This window comes from Streptomyces sp. Ac-502, assembly GCF_045222935.1.
GTDB classification, from domain to species: domain Bacteria; phylum Actinomycetota; class Actinomycetes; order Streptomycetales; family Streptomycetaceae; genus Streptomyces; species Streptomyces monomycini.
Map to the genome: position 1 here is coordinate 6,307,689 of NZ_JBHFFO010000001.1, position 14,191 is coordinate 6,321,879.

At 72.5% G+C, this 14,191-nt stretch carries 10 protein-coding genes and 1 pseudogene; 6 read left to right on the forward strand and 5 right to left on the reverse strand.

Annotated features, from left to right (window positions below):
• Positions 1–120: 120 nt before the first annotated feature.
• Positions 121–3,384, forward strand: a pseudogene (locus tag ACEXOX_RS28850) (sacsin N-terminal ATP-binding-like domain-containing protein).
• 97 nt (positions 3,385–3,481) lie between these two features.
• Here ACEXOX_RS28850 and ACEXOX_RS28855 read toward each other — a convergent pair.
• Both ACEXOX_RS28855 and ACEXOX_RS28860 read right to left on the reverse strand, forming a co-directional pair.
• Positions 3,482–5,875 carry an HAD-IC family P-type ATPase gene (locus ACEXOX_RS28855; RefSeq protein WP_406524058.1) on the reverse strand — a complete coding sequence of 798 codons (2,394 nt, stop codon included), beginning with the start codon at positions 5,873–5,875 and terminating at the stop codon, positions 3,482–3,484.
• 179 nt (positions 5,876–6,054) lie between these two features.
• The gene (locus ACEXOX_RS28860) at positions 6,055–6,342 is read right to left on the reverse strand and encodes a DUF2530 domain-containing protein (RefSeq protein ID WP_361156970.1); all 288 of its coding nucleotides are present in this window, start codon (positions 6,340–6,342) and stop codon (positions 6,055–6,057) included.
• 295 nt (positions 6,343–6,637) lie between these two features.
• Here ACEXOX_RS28860 and ACEXOX_RS28865 point away from each other — a divergent pair, with 295 nt between their 5' ends.
• Positions 6,638–8,107, forward strand: coding sequence for an NCS2 family permease (locus tag ACEXOX_RS28865; RefSeq protein WP_406524059.1), 1,470 nt, complete (start codon positions 6,638–6,640; stop codon positions 8,105–8,107).
• A 24-nt stretch (positions 8,108–8,131) separates the two neighbouring features.
• Here ACEXOX_RS28865 and ACEXOX_RS28870 read toward each other — a convergent pair whose 3' ends face one another.
• Positions 8,132–8,320, reverse strand: a complete 189-nt coding sequence (locus tag ACEXOX_RS28870; protein WP_073759267.1) for a ribbon-helix-helix protein, CopG family — start codon at positions 8,318–8,320, stop codon at positions 8,132–8,134.
• Positions 8,321–8,450: 130 nt separating this feature from the next.
• On the opposite strand from ACEXOX_RS28870, the gene ACEXOX_RS28875 reads away from it, so the two are divergent.
• The 3 genes from ACEXOX_RS28875 to thpR all read left to right on the forward strand — a co-directional run bounded on the left by ACEXOX_RS28875 (position 8,451) and on the right by thpR (position 10,988).
• Complete coding sequence (locus ACEXOX_RS28875; protein WP_406524060.1) at positions 8,451–8,900, forward strand: MarR family winged helix-turn-helix transcriptional regulator; 450 nt, start codon at positions 8,451–8,453, stop codon at positions 8,898–8,900.
• A 29-nt stretch (positions 8,901–8,929) separates the two neighbouring features.
• Entirely contained in the window at positions 8,930–10,336 is a 1,407-nt protein-coding gene (locus ACEXOX_RS28880) for an MFS transporter (RefSeq protein ID WP_406524061.1), read from the forward strand.
• A gap of 85 nt (positions 10,337–10,421) precedes the next feature.
• Entirely contained in the window at positions 10,422–10,988 is a 567-nt protein-coding gene (gene thpR / locus ACEXOX_RS28885) for an RNA 2',3'-cyclic phosphodiesterase (protein WP_406524062.1), read from the forward strand.
• 198 nt (positions 10,989–11,186) lie between these two features.
• On the opposite strand, the gene ACEXOX_RS28890 is transcribed toward thpR, so the two are convergent.
• Positions 11,187–12,185 (reverse strand): aldo/keto reductase, encoded by a 999-nt coding sequence (locus tag ACEXOX_RS28890; RefSeq protein ID WP_406524063.1) that lies wholly within the window; start codon positions 12,183–12,185, stop codon positions 11,187–11,189.
• 77 nt (positions 12,186–12,262) lie between these two features.
• Positions 12,263–12,952: a GDSL-type esterase/lipase family protein gene (locus ACEXOX_RS28895; protein ID WP_406524064.1), complete on the reverse strand. Its 690-nt coding sequence runs from the start codon at positions 12,950–12,952 to the stop codon at positions 12,263–12,265.
• A gap of 201 nt (positions 12,953–13,153) precedes the next feature.
• Here ACEXOX_RS28895 and ACEXOX_RS28900 point away from each other — a divergent pair, with 201 nt between their 5' ends.
• Entirely contained in the window at positions 13,154–14,170 is a 1,017-nt protein-coding gene (locus tag ACEXOX_RS28900; RefSeq protein WP_406524065.1) for a hypothetical protein, read from the forward strand.
• The last annotated feature ends 21 nt before the right edge of the window (positions 14,171–14,191 follow it).

Sequence of the window (14,191 nt, forward strand, 5' to 3'; positions counted from 1 at the left end):
CACCCCACCCACCGCACCCACCAAGGGAAACCGCGCCCACCAGGGCGCACCCCCATGCCCCACCCCCGCCCCCCACCGGGTAGAAAGTGGAGTTCGGCATCGTGAGGAACGGGAGAGAACGTGAGCGAAGCGGCAGAGGCAGATCCGTTCGGGACGGCTCGGCTGCGGCGGGGGGTGCTCGATGCCTGGGCGGCCTCGCCGGCCCGGTTCCGGGAGGATGCGAACGCCGAGGAGGATCTCGTGCTCGGCGGGTATCGGGACCGGCTCGCCGTGGAGCTGGCGCAGAACGCTTCGGACGCCGCGGGCCGCGCCGGGGTGACCGGGCGGCTGCGCCTGACCCTGCACCCGGCCCGGGGCGGTGAGCCCGCCGTGCTGGTCGCCTCCAACACCGGTGCCCCCATCGACGCCACCGGCGTCGAATCGCTGGCCACGCTGCGCGCGTCCGCGAAGCGGGAGACCGAGGTGGCGGTTTCCGTCGGCCGGTTCGGTGTGGGGTTCTCGGCGGTGCTCGCGGTCAGTGACGAGCCCGCGCTGGTCGGCCGTACGGGCGGTGTCCGCTGGTCGCTGGCGGAGGCGCGGGAGCTGGCGAGTCAGGTGGCGGCGCACAGTCCCGGGCTGGGGGTGAGCTGCGGCGCCGTGATGGTCACGTACCGCTGTTGCGTCTTCCGCTGCCCGCGGAGGGCTCCGCGCCGCAGGGGTACGACACGTCCGTCGTGCTGCCGCTGCGTGACGGTGCCGCGCACGAGCTGACGGTGCGCCTGCTGGCCGGGATCGATGCCGCGTTGCTGCTGACGCTGCCGGGGCTGGCCGAGGTCGTCGTGGAGACTCCGGACGGTGTGCGGGAGATGACGCGGCGCCAGGAGGGCGCGTACGTCGTCATCGAGGACAGTGAGCGGGGCGTCTCACGCTGGCGGGTCGTGAGCGAGAGCGGTGCGCTGGAGCCGGAGCTGCTGGCGGACCGTCCGGTGGAGGAGCGGCTGCGTCCGCACTGGGCGGTGACGTGGGCGGTCCCGGTGGACGAGGAGGGCGCGCCGCTGCGCCCGGCGACCGCGCCGGTCGTGCACGCGCCGACGCCGACCGAGGAGCCGCAGGGGCTGCCGGGGCTGTTGATCGCTTCGTTCCCGTTGGAGCCGACGCGGCGGCATGTGGCGCCGGGGGCGCTGACCGACCATCTCGTGCGGCGCGCCGCCGAGGCGTACGCGTCGCTGCTGGCCGGCTGGCAGCCGGTGTCGGCGGGGACGATCGATCTCGTACCGGGGCCGTTGGGCAAGGGGAGCTGGACAACGAGCTGCGGCGGCAGGTGCTGGAGCTGTTGCCGCGGGTGCGGTTCCTGCCGAGTGCGGCGGCGCCTGCCACGGGCGTGGAGCTGTCGCTGGAGGCGGCGCCGAAGTCGGCGGGGCCTGACGAGCTGGCTCCGGGTGAGGGCGGCGGCTGGGGTGGTGCGCGGGGCGAGGAGGACGCGTACGTGCTGCGGCCGGTGGACGCCGAGCTGGTCGAGGGGGCCGGGGCGGACACCGTTCGGGTGCTGGCGGAGCTGTTTCCGAGCCTGCTGCCCGCCGGGCTGGAGCGGAGGTCCGAGCTGCGGGCGCTGGGGGTGGCCCGGGTGCCGCTCGGTGAGGTCGTGGACCGGCTGGCGGGCGTGGAGCGGTCGCCGGCGTGGTGGTGGCGGCTGTACGACTCGCTGGCCGGTACGGATCCGGAGCGGCTGAGCGGGCTGCCGGTGCCGCTGGCCGGGCCTGCCGGTGAGGACGGGCGGACGGCGCGGACCACGATCGGGCCGCGGCAGGTGCTGCTTCCGTTGCCGGACGGTGACGGCGGTGATGCCGGGGAGCGGCATGCGACGCTGGCCCGGCTGGGGCTGAAGGTCGCGCATCCGGAGGCGGTGCATCCGCTGCTGGAGAAGCTGGGCGCCACCCCGGCCGCGCCGCGCGCCGTGCTGACGACGCCGCAGGTGCGGGCGGCCGTCGCGGGCTCCCTGGACGCGGCGGAGGACGACTACGCCTTCGGATTCGACGGCGAGCCGGCCGGGCTCGGCGGTGAGGAGCTGGCGGAGGCCGTGCTCGGCCTGGTGCGGGACGCGCACCTGGCGCCCGGTGACGAGCCGTGGCTGGCCGCGCTCGCGCTGCCGGACGAGGACGGTGAGCCGGCACCGGCGGGTGAACTGGTACTGCCCGGGAGTGATTTCGAGCGGGTCATCCGGGAGGGTGAACTCGCGGCGGTCGACGCCGGGTTCGCGGAGCGCTGGGGGAGCAGCCGCTGACCGCTGTGGGCGTGCTGGCGGGCTTCGCCCTCGTACGGGCCCAGGACGTGGTGCTGGACCCGGACGAGCTGGAGCCGCGCGACGGCGACTTCACCGAGCCGGACGACGCCGGTGTGCTGGACGCCGTGGACGTGTGGTGCGAGGACGTCCTGGACGGGCTGCCGGAGACGCCGGTGCCGCCGGTCGCGACGGAGCTGGTGGCCGTACGGGACCTGGACCTGGTGGACGACGACGCGTGGCCGCAGGCACTGGCGATGCTGTCGCGGCCGCCGCTGCGGGACGCGCTGACCGCGCCCGTACGGGTGCTGCTGCCGGACGGCACGACCGAGTCGGTGCGCCCGTACACGGCGTGGTGGCTGCGCGGGCACCCGGTGCTGGACGGCCGCCGGCCGGCCGGTCTGCGGGCCGCGGGCGGTGATCCGCTGCTGGCGGGGCTGTACGAGTCGGCGGACGCGGGCGAGGTGGACGCGCAGGTGCTGCGCGCCCTCGGGGTGCGGACCACCGCGGCGGCGCTCCTGGAGGAGCCGGGCGGCGCCGCCGAGCTGCTGGCCCGCCTCGCGGACCCGGAGCACGAGGTGGGCTCCGCGCAGCTGCACGCGCTGTACGGGGTGCTGGCGGATCTGGACCCCGAGCAGGTGACGATCCCGGACGAGCTGCGGGTCGTGGTGGACGGCGAGGTACGGGTCGTGGACTCGGCGGAGGCGGTGGTCGCGGACGCGCCGGACCTGATGCCGCTGGCCGCCGGGCTGCCCCTGCTGCCGGTCCGCCCCGCGCGCGCCGCCGAGCTGGCGGAACTGTTCCAGGTGCGGCGGCTGAGCGAGGTCTTCGCGGCGCCGGTGGCCTCGGAGGGCAGCCGGCACGAGGTTCCGGAGCCGGTCCGTACGCTGCTGGGCCCGGACACGCCGCGCTCGTACGTCGAGCACGAGGAGCTGACCGTCGAGGACGGCACCGAACTCGACTGGCGCTGGACGCCGGACGGCACGCTGCACGCGGCCACCCTGGAGGGCGTCGCGGCGGGGCTCGCCTGGGCCGCCGGCCAGTGGCCCCGCCGCTTCGAGGCGGCGGCGCTCCTGGAGGACCTGGACCGTGCGGAGGAGCTGGCGGAGGCCCGCTGGTTCGACTGAGGCTGTTCCGGGGCGGGGCGGGCGGGCCGCGGTGACGCGGTCGGCCCGCCCCGTTCCGCGTGGCCGGAAAAACCGTCGGCGGAGCCGACTGCGCCGACTACGCCGGGAAGCGTCGGCCGATGAACCGCCATGCGACTTCGAGCAGGACCGCGGCCGCTGCGGCGATGCCCACGGCGGCCCACGGCATCGTCGTACCGACGAGTTTGAGGTCGAAGAAGTTCTGGAGCCAGGGGACGACGAGCACGATCAGGAAGCCCAGGCCCATCGCCAGGACGAGGCCGACGCGCCACCAGGTGTACGGGCGGGCGATGATCGCCAGGACCCACATGGCGCTGAGGAAGAGGGTCAGGGTGGCGGCGCTGGTCTCGGCGGGGAGGGCGTCCGGGCCGCTGTAGTGGCTGCGGGCCAGGAGGTAGGTGGCGAAGGCGGCGAGGCCGGTGATCAGGCCGGAGGGGACCGCGTAGCGCATGACCCGCCGGACGAAGTGCGGTTTCGCGCGCTCCTTGTTGGGGGCGAGGGCGAGGAAGAAGGCGGGGACGCCGATGGTGAGGGTGGACAGCAGGGTGAGGTGGCGCGGCAGGTAGGGGTACGGGATCTGGCAGCAGGCGACGAGGATCGCGAGCAGGACCGAGTAGACGGTCTTGGTGAGGAAGAGGGTGGCTACGCGGGTGATGTTGCCGATCACCCGGCGGCCCTCGGCGACGACGGACGGCAGTGTCGCGAAGCTGTTGTCGAGCAGCACGATCTGGGCGACGGCCTTGGTGGCCTCGCTGCCCGCGCCCATGGAGACGCCGATGTCCGCGTCCTTCAGGGCGAGGACGTCGTTGACGCCGTCGCCGGTCATGGCGACGATGCGGCCGCGCTTCTGGAGTGCTCCGACCATGTCCCGCTTCTGCTGCGGCGTGACGCGGCCGAACACCGCGCCGTCCTCCAGGACCTTGCCCATTTCGTCCGGGTCGCTGGGGAGTTCGCGGGCGTCGACGGGTGAGTCGGCGCCCGGCATGCCCAGTTTTCCGGCCACCGCGCCGACCGAGACGGCGTTGTCGCCGGAGATGACCTTCGCCTGGACGCCCTGTTCCTCGAAGTACCGCAGGGTGTCCATGGCGTCGGGGCGCAGCCGCTGTTCGAGGACGACGAGGGCGGTGGGGCGTACGTGGTCGGCGACGTCGGTCTCGTGCAGGCCGCGTTCGGCGCGGGCGAGCAGCAGGACGCGCAGGCCCTGGGCGTTGAGGTCGTCGACCTCCGAGAGCGCGTCGTCGCCGGAGGGCAGGAGGACGTCGGGGGCGCCGAGCAGCCAGGTGGTGCTGTCGCCGTCCGGGTTCTGAAGGGTCGCGCCGCTGTACTTGCGGGCGGAGGAGAAGGGCAGCGCGTCGGTGGAGCGCCAGCCGTCGCCGGCCGGGTAGGCGTCGATGATCGCCTGGAGGGAGGCGTTGGGGCGGGGGTCGGACGCGCCGAGGGCGCCGAGGACCTGCTTGAGGTGGCCCTCGTCCGTACCGTCGAGCGGGCGCAGGTCGCTGACGTCCATGCCGCCCTCGGTCAGCGTGCCGGTCTTGTCCAGGCAGACCACGTCGACGCGGGCCAGGCCCTCGATCGCGGGCAGCTCCTGGACCAGGCACTTCTTGCGGCCGAGCCGGACGACGCCGATGGCGAAGGCGACGGAGGTGAGCAGGACCAGGCCCTCGGGGATCATCGGGACGATGCCGGCGATCATCCGGCGTACGGCCTCGTCGCCCGCCATGTTCAGGGTGAACAGGTGGCTGAGGATCAGGCCGACGGCGGTCGGCACCATCATCCACGTCACGTACTTGAGGATCTGGCTGATGCCGGTGCGCAGCTCGGAGTGGACGAGGGTGAAGCGGGACGCCTCTTCGGCGAGCTGGGCGGCGTACGCCTCGCGTCCGACCTTCGTGGCGGTGAACGCGCCTCCGCCGGCGACCACGAAGCTGCCGGACATCACCTTCTCGCCGGGCTGCTTGACCACCGGGTCGGCCTCGCCGGTCAGCAGCGACTCGTCGATCTCCAGGCCGTCGCTCTCCAGCACCTCGCCGTCGACGATGACCTTGTCCCCGGGGCCGAGTTCGATGACGTCGCCGAGGACGACCTCGGAGGTGGGGATCTCGGCGGCTTCGCCGTCGCGCCGTACGGTCGGCCTGGACTCGCCTATGACGGCGAGGCTGTCCAGGGTCTTCTTGGCACGCAGCTCCTGGATGATGCCGATGCCGGTGTTGGCGACGATGACGAAGCCGAACAGGCCGTCCTGGATCGGGCCGACGATCAGGATGATCACGAACAGCACGCCGATGATGGCGTTGAAGCGGGTGAAGACGTTCGAGCGGACGATGTCGGCGGTGGAGCGCGAGGACCGTACGGGGACGTCGTTGACCTCGCCTCTGGCCACCCGCTCGGCGACCTCGGCGGCGCTCAGGCCGCGGTGGGCCGGTTCGGTGGCCTGCTCGCGGCCTCCGGCTTCGGTCTTCGCCCGCTGAGTCATGCCTTCGACGTTACGGGCGGAACGGGCGATTCACCCGCTGGATACGCACAGGAAGGTGGTGGGAGTTGTTGGAGGGGCGCGCGTCAACCGTAGGGGGCGGAATGCGTCCACTATGGGGTGAAAACGTCCGCGGGATGGGACGGCCGTGCCGGGACAGCGGACCGGCGCGCGTCAGCGGTTCAGCGCGCGTCCGCCGCCGCCCGCTCGGAGCCCGGGGCCGCGGCGGCCGCCGCGCGCTTGATGGCGGCGTCGCGCTTGCGGACGTACCAGATGCCGAGGATGCCGAGGCCGCCGCCGGCCAGGCAGGTCCAGACCCACCAGGTGCGGTCGTGGTCGGCGAACCAGCCGTAGAAGGGGAGCTGGGCCAGGAAGAGCACGAACCAGATGATGGTGCCGCCGGTGATCGTGCCGACGACGGGGCCCTCAAGAGGCTCCGGGGCCTCGCGCAGTTCGGACTTCTTCCACATGGGGCCAGCTTACGGGCAGCCACCGACAGAGCCGGTGCAAGGCCGGTGCAAGGCCGGTCACGGCAGGGCGGTCGACGGGCGGCGCTCCGGTCCGGGCGGCGGGAGGCGTCCGGCCTTGCCCCACCGGGGTCTACGCGCGGAGATAGCGATCACCGGCTTGTTTATTCATACTGAACCTATCCGGTTCTGACTGGTTCGATTCGTTGAATCCTCCAATCTGATCCGGCTTGTTCGTGTTCTGGGCCCGATCCGGGGCCCCCACGCCCTCCCAGGCCCGTACGACTGAGGTCCGCGCATGTCCCCCTCGGCCACCACGCCGGTCGACGCCGTCCCGAGCCCGGCCCCGCAGCAGCCCAAGAACGGTCTCGACCGGTTCTTCAAGATCTCCCAGCGGGGGTCCACGGTCTCCCGTGAGCTGCGCGGCGGCCTCGCCACCTTCTTCGCCATGGCGTACATCGTCGTGCTGAACCCGATCATCCTCGGCGCCGGCCAGGACAAGTTCGGGCACCAGCTGGACAACGGCCAGCTGGTCACCGCCACCGCGCTGATGGCCGGTCTGTCCACGCTCCTGATGGGCGTCATCGGCAACGTCCCGATCGCCGTCGCCGCCGGCCTCGGCATCAACGCCGTCGTCTCGCTCCAGCTCGCCCCCAAGATGAGCTGGCCGGACGCGATGGGCATGGTCGTGCTCGCCGGTCTGGTGCTGATGATCCTGGTCGCCTCCGGCCTGCGGCAGCGCGTCATGGACGCGATCCCGAACGGGCTGCGGCGCGCCATCGCGATCGGCATCGGCCTGTTCATCTCGCTGGTCGGCCTGGTCGACGCGGGCTTCGTCAGCCGTAACCCGGACGCCGCGCACACCACCGTGCCGCTGGCGCTGGGCCAGGGCGGTCAGCTCCAGGGCTGGCCGGTGCTGGTCTTCGTGGTCGGCCTGGCGCTGATGTTCCTGCTGACCGTGCGGAAGACCAAGGGCGCGATCCTGATCGGCATGGTCGTGATGGCGGTCGTCGCGATCATCATCAACGCGGTCGCGGAGATCCCGGACGCGAGCTGGGGCCTGGCGGTCCCGAACGTGCCGGACGGCATCGTCGGCACGCCGGACTTCGGCCTGGTCGGGCAGATCAGCCTGTTCGGCGGCTTCAAGGAGGTCGGCCTGCTGACCGGCTGCCTCTTCGTCTTCACCGTGCTGCTGTCCGGCTTCTTCGACGCGATGGGCACGATCATCGGCGTCGGCGAGGAGGCCGGGCTGACCGACAAGGACGGCAACCTGCCCGGCATGGGCCGCATCCTGATGGTGGACGGCATCGCGGTCGCGGCGGGCGGCGTCGGCTCGGCGTCCGCCAACACCTGCTTCGTGGAGTCCACGGCGGGCGTCGGCGAGGGGGCCCGTACGGGGCTGGCGAACGTGGTGACCGGCGGGCTCTTCCTGCTGGCGCTGGTCTTCACGCCGCTGGCGACGGTCGTCCCTTCGCAGGCCGCGACGCCCGCGCTGCTGGTCGTCGGCTTCCTGATCATGTCGGCCAACGTCCGGGACATCGACTGGAGCGACTTCACGATCGCCGTTCCGGCGTTCCTGACGATCGTCTCGATGCCGTTCACGTACAGCATCACCAACGGCATCGGCATGGGTGTGCTGGCCTTCATCCTGCTGCGGTCGGCGACCGGCCGCTTCAGGGAGATCCCGTGGCTGCTGAACGCCGTGGGGGTGGCCTTCCTCGTCTACTTCCTGCTCAATCCGATCGAGCAGGTGCTGGGCGTCCACTAGGGAGCGCCCCGCCGGCGGGGCGGTTCAGAGCGGCGGCGCCGCGTAGAACCGCTCCGTCCGGTCCACCGACATCTTGAATCGTTCGTCGAAGTCTTCACGGATGAGCGTCCGGGTCACATAGTCCTGGACGCTCATTCCGCGTTTCGCGGCGTGCTGCCGAAGGCGCTCCAGCAGTTCCCCGTCCATACGCAGGCTGAGCACTCCCGATCCCATACCGCCACGGTCCTCTCACGCCCTGGTCAGGCGGGTCACTTTCCGCTGCGTCCTCACTCGTAAGGGTGGTGCGGGTGGTCCCAGGTGTACAGGCTTTCATTAGAGAGGGTAATGAGTTATGCTAACGAACATGCCGGAACTGTCCCTGGGCGACGACGCTGCCGCCGACGCCGACGCCGTGAACGCGCTGCGGTCCGCCGTGATGCGGCTGTCCCGCCGACTCAAGCACCAGCGGGTCGACGAGTCGCTCAGCCCCACCGAGATGTCGGTGCTCGGCACCCTCGCCCGGTGCGGTCACGCCACCCCCGGCGAGCTGGCGCGCAAAGAGCACGTCCAGCCGCCGTCGATGACCCGCATCGTCGCGATGCTGGAGGCCAAGGGCCTGGTCCGGCTCGAACCGCACCCGGACGACCGCCGTCAGAAGGTCGTCACCCAGACCGAACAGGCCGAGGCGATGCTCGAAGAGAGCCGCCGCAAACGCAACGCGTGGCTGAGTGAGCTGGCCTCCGGGCTGGACGAGGACGAGTGGGCCGCACTGCGGTCCGCCGCACCCGTGCTGGAGAAGCTCGCCCAGCTGTAGAGACCGAGCGCCGAGGAGGCGAACCCACTTTGAGTACGGGATCCGGAGCAGACTCCGCCCCCGCACCGAACTCCGACGACACCACCGTCACCGACGCCGCGACCGCGCCCCCCACAGCCACCAAGGGCACCGCCGCCGAACCGCGCGGGGGCATGTTCCGGTCGCTGAGAGTCCGTAACTACCGTCTTTTCGCCACCGGCCAGGTCGTCTCCAATACCGGCACCTGGATGCAGCGCATCGCCCAGGACTGGCTGGTCGTCAGCATCACCGGCTCGTCCGCCGCCGTCGGCATCACCACCGCGCTCCAGTTCCTGCCCATGCTGCTCTTCGGGCTGTACGGGGGCGTGATCGCCGACCGGGTCTCCAAGCGCAAGCTGCTGCTGGTCACCCAGGCGTCGATGGGCCTGACCGGCCTGGCGCTGGCCGTACTGACCCTCAGCGGGCACGTCGCGGTCTGGCACGTCTACCTGATGGCCTTCGTACTCGGCCTGATCACCGTCGTCGACAACCCGGCGCGGCAGGCGTTCGTGGTCGAGATGGTCGGCCCGGACGACCTGCGCAACGCCGTCAGCCTGAACTCCGCCAACTTCCAGTCCGCCCGGCTCATCGGCCCCGCCGTCGCCGGTGCGCTGATCACCTCGCTCGGCAGCGGCTGGGCCTTCCTCCTGAACGGCCTGTCCTTCCTCGCGCCGCTCGCCGGACTGCTGCTGATGCGCACCGGTGAGCTGCACAAGGTCGACCGCGCCCCGCGCGGCAAGGGCCAGCTGCGGGAAGGCGTGCGCTATGCCGCGGGCCACCCCGAGCTGATCTGGCCGATCGTCCTGATCGGCTTCATCGGCACCTTCGGCTTCAACTTCCCGATCTGGCTGACCGCCTTCGCCGACAAGGTCTTCCACGGCGGCGCCGGCATGTACGCCTGGTTCAACGGCCTGATGGCGGTCGGCTCGCTGGCGGGCGCCCTGCTCGCGGCCCGGCGCAGCACCTCGCGGCTGCGGCTGCTGGTGGGCGCGGCGCTGCTGTTCGGTGTCCTGGAGATGGCCGCGTCCCTCTCGCCGACCGCCTGGGTCTTCGGGGCGCTGCTGATCATCATCGGCGTCGTCGGCCTGACGATCAACGTCACGGCCAACTCCAGCGTGCAGATGGCGACCGATCCGCTGATGCGCGGTCGGGTGATGAGCCTGTTCATGATGGTCTTCATGGGCGGCACGCCGCTGGGCGCGCCCCTGGTCGGCTGGGTCACCGACGCGTACGGCGCCCGCCTCGGCTTCCTCGCGGGCGGTGTGGTCTCCGCCCTGGCGGCGGCCGGCGTGGGCCTGGTGCTGACCCGGGCGGGCGGCCTGCGGGTCCGTATCGACCTGCGGCGCGGCCACCAGCACGTACGGTTCGTGCCGCGCGAGCGGGACGGCGAACCGGAGCGGCTGGCCGCGGCGGCCTGAGGCAGGCGCACGGCGGCCGGGGCCGGGAACGCGGGCGCACCGCTGTCCCGGCCCCGCCGCCCGCCCCGTGCGCGACACTGACCGCATGAGACTCTTCGCCGCCGTACTGCCGCCCGAGGTCGCCGTCGACGAACTCGACGCCAGGGTACGGCGGTTGCGCACCCTCCCGGACGCGGACCGGCTGCGCTGGACCGGGCGGCCCGGCTGGCACTTCACCCTCGCCTTCTACGGCGAGGTGCCCGACACCACCCTGCCCGGCCTGCACGAACGGCTGGCCCGGGCCGCACGGCGGTACGAGCCCTTCCCGCTCGGCCTCAAGGGCGGCGGGCGCTTCGCGGACCGGGTGGTGTGGGCCGGGGCCGACGGCGGCCTGCCCGCCCTGCGCAAGCTGGCGGACTCGGCCACGGCGGCGGCCCGCCGGGCCGGGCTGGAGATGTCCGGCCATCGCGCGTACACCCCGCACCTGACCGTCGCGCGCAATCGCGCGGAAGCCCTCGACCTCGAACCGTTCGTCGACGGCCTGGCGGACTTCGAGAGCAGCGCCTGGACGGTGCGGGAGCTGGCGCTCGTCCGCAGCCGCCTGCCGGTCTCCGGGGTGGCGGGCGAGCAGCCCCGGTACGAGACGGTGGCGGCCTGGCCGCTGGGTAGGTGAGCGGGCCGGGTTACGCTCGAAGGGTGGACCCCAAAACCCGTAACCGGATCATGTCCGGCCTGTTCGCCGTGCTGCTCGTCGTCGTGATCGTGGCGGCCGCCCTGCGCTGACACGCCGGACGGCCCTCGACGACACCCTTCGCGGACTCGTCCCACCCGGCGGATCACCCGGCAGGCCGCCCGGTGGAGCACCACCGGATCACCAGGCGAACGCCTCCGGCGACGCCCCGGTGCCGGGAAAGATCTCGTCCAGCGAGTCCAGCAGCTCGGCCGACAGCTCCAGCTCCACGGCGCGCAGCGCGCTGTCGAGCTGTTCGGTGGTCCGCGGCCCGACGATGGGCCCCGTCACGCCGGGCCGGGTGAGCAGCCAGGCCAGCGCGACCTCGCCGGGCCGCAGTCCGTGCTTGTCGAGCAGGGCCTCGTAGGACTCGATCTGCGCGCGGATCGCGGAGTTCGCCAGTGCCCCGGCCGAGCGGCCCCCGTTCGTACGGGCGCCGCCGCCCTCGCGTTCCTTGCGTACGGCGCCGCCGAGCAGGCCGCCGTGCAGCGGCGACCACGGGATGACGCCGAGGCCGTAGGACTGCGCGGCCGGGATCACCTCCATCTCGGCGCGGCGCTCGGCGAGGTTGTACAGGCACTGCTCGCTGACCAGGCCGAGCGAGCCACGCCGCGCGGCGGCCTCGTTGGCCTGCGCGATGTGCCAGCCCGCGTGGTTGGAGGACCCGGCGTACAGGATCTTGCCCTGCTGCACCAGGACGTCGACGGCCTGCCATATCTCGTCCCACGGCGTGCGCCGGTCCACGTGGTGGAACTGGTACAGGTCGATGTGGTCGGTGTTCAGCCGCTTGAGGCTGGCGTCCACCGCCCGCCGGATGTTCAGCGCGGAGAGGCGGTCGTGGTTGGGCCAGACCCGCTCGCCGTCGCCGCCCATGTTGCCGTAGACCTTGGTGGCGAGCACGGTCTTGTCGCGGCGGCCGCCGCCCTGGGCGAACCAGGAGCCGACGATCTCCTCGGTGCGGCCCTTGTTGTCGCCCCCTCCGTAGACGTTGGCGGTGTCCAGGAAATTGACGCCCGCGGCGAGCGCGGCGTCCATGATGGCGTGGCTGTCGGCTTCGTCCGTCTGGGGGCCGAAGTTCATGGTGCCGAGGACGAGTCGGCTGACCTTGAGTCCGGTGCGTCCGAGCTGCGTGTACTCCATGGGGCCCTAGCCAACGCCTTGGAGTGCGCTCGAATCAAGGAGTGTGCGGGGCCCGCGTGCGTCGGGCCCCGCACGCCTCAGGCGTCCACCGCTGTGTACGGGGCGCCCACGTCCCACGCCTGGTGCAGGGCGTCCGCGAAGGCCGCCGCGAGCAGGTGCTCGCCCGAGGTGGAGGGGTGCGTGCCGTCGTAGGTGTCCCGGTCCAGGTCGTATCCGTCCGGGTGGGAGGCCAGCAGCAGCGGTGAGGCGGGGGTGGACAGGTCCGCGACGGCCTTGGCCAGCAGCTCGTTGAAGCGCTCGCACTCGGCGGCGAAGGGGGTGTCGGACAGGGCGCGGGTGTTCGGGATGACCGGCAGCAGCACGGCCCGCACGCCCGCGTCGGCGGCCCGCGCCTCCGCGACGAAGCGGTGCACGTTCGCGGCGGTCTGCTCCGCGTCCGTGTAGAAGCCGAGGTCTATCAGCCCGAGCGAGACCAGCAGCGTGTCGGCCTTGTGCTTGCGCACCGCGTCGCCGATCAGCGGCGCCATGTGGCACCAGCCCTCGCCCCATCCGGCGAGGTGGCGCCGGGCGCGCTCGGGGAAGTCCGGGTCGCGGTAGGCGTGCGAGACCGCTGCTTCGGCGGACACGTCGTACAGCTCGGTACGCGGTCCGACGATGCGGTAGGGGCCGCCGAAGGTCCGGTTGAGGTGCTGCCACATCCGGTAGCGCCAGGTGAAGTCGCCGGCGCTGCCGATCGTCATCGAGTCACCGACGAACATCACACGCATACGACCTCCCGGCCGTCCGGCCCGGGCGCGCCGGAGTGCGCTGTCGGGGTGGTCATGCGGAGATCATAAGGAGCCGGGCGCTCCGGGTGGCGGGCGGGGCGAGCCGCGTCCGGTGTCCGGACGGGCGGGTACCGGGCGGGGGCGGCCCCCGGAACGGGGCCGGGCGGCGCCGCCGGGCCGCCGAAGTGGGAGGCTGTGCCCATGCGTTCGCTACTGTGCGCGGCCGGGGCCGCGGGAATTCTGCTGTTCGCGGCGGCCGGGCCGGCGGCGGCCGACGGCGGGGGAGGGGCCGAGGGGTTCACGATCGAGGACCGGCGGATCACCGAGTCCAGCGGGCTGGCGGCCAGCCGGGCCCACCCCGGCGTGTACTGGACCCACAACGACAGTGACGACGGGCCGTACGTCTACGCCGTGGACGGCCGGACCGGCCGTACGGTCGCGACCGTCACCCTGCGCGGCATCGGCGACCCGCGCGACGTGGAGGCGATCTCGGTCGGTCCGGACGGCGACGTCTACGTCGGTGACATCGGCGACAACCTCGGCGGCACCTGGAACCACGTCTGGATCTACCGCTTCCCCGAGCCGGAGCAGCTGCGCGACCAGACCGTCACCGCGGCACAGCTCACGGTCGAGTACGACGAGGGTCCGCGGGACGCCGAGGCGATGATGGTGCACCCCAAGACGGGGCGGGTCTACATCGCCAGCAAGAAGAAGAGCGGCGGCGCGGCCCTGTACGAGGGGCCCGAGCGGCTGTCGGCGCGCGGCACGAACACCTTCCGCCGGGTCGCTGGCATCGATCAGTGGGTGACGGACGGCGCGTTCTCGCCGGACGGCACGCGGCTGCTGCTGCGCGGCTATTTCGGCGCGGAGATGTACCGCTGGGAAGGCGGCCGGCCCAAGGACATCGGCAGCGTGGGCGTACCCCTGCAGATGCAGGGCGAGTCGGTGACCTTCACTCCGGACGGGCGGACGCTGCTGTTCGGGTCGGAGGGCAAGGGCAGCCGGGTGCAGCCGGTGGGGCTCAGCGGCGACCAGCTGCCGGAGTCGGCGAAGAACGGCGACGGTAAGGGCGACGGCGACGGGCCCGGTAAGGGTGACGCGGCCGACGGCAGCCAGGACGAGGCGGGCAAGAACCGCAACGTGCTGCTGGCGGCGGCGACGTTCGGGGTGGCGACGGTGGTGGTGCTGGCGCTGCGGCGGATGTTCCGGCGGCGGTGACCGTCCGGCGTCCGGCCCGGC

Excerpts from the sequence above, each read along its gene's own strand:
- ACEXOX_RS28865 (WP_406524059.1), top strand. The coding sequence starts at position 6,638 with ATGTCCCCCTCGGCCACCACGCCGGTCGACGCCGTCCCGAGCCCGGCC.
- ACEXOX_RS28855 (WP_406524058.1), bottom strand. The coding sequence starts at position 5,875 with ATGACTCAGCGGGCGAAGACCGAAGCCGGAGGCCGCGAGCAGGCCACC.
- ACEXOX_RS28895 (WP_406524064.1), bottom strand. The coding sequence starts at position 12,952 with ATGCGTGTGATGTTCGTCGGTGACTCGATGACGATCGGCAGCGCCGGC.
- ACEXOX_RS28875 (WP_406524060.1), top strand. The coding sequence starts at position 8,451 with ATGCCGGAACTGTCCCTGGGCGACGACGCTGCCGCCGACGCCGACGCC.
- ACEXOX_RS28900 (WP_406524065.1), top strand. The coding sequence starts at position 13,154 with ATGCGTTCGCTACTGTGCGCGGCCGGGGCCGCGGGAATTCTGCTGTTC.
- ACEXOX_RS28890 (WP_406524063.1), bottom strand. The coding sequence starts at position 12,185 with ATGGAGTACACGCAGCTCGGACGCACCGGACTCAAGGTCAGCCGACTC.
- ACEXOX_RS28870 (WP_073759267.1), bottom strand. The coding sequence starts at position 8,320 with ATGGGATCGGGAGTGCTCAGCCTGCGTATGGACGGGGAACTGCTGGAG.
- ACEXOX_RS28860 (WP_361156970.1), bottom strand. The coding sequence starts at position 6,342 with ATGTGGAAGAAGTCCGAACTGCGCGAGGCCCCGGAGCCTCTTGAGGGC.
- thpR (WP_406524062.1), top strand. The coding sequence starts at position 10,422 with ATGAGACTCTTCGCCGCCGTACTGCCGCCCGAGGTCGCCGTCGACGAA.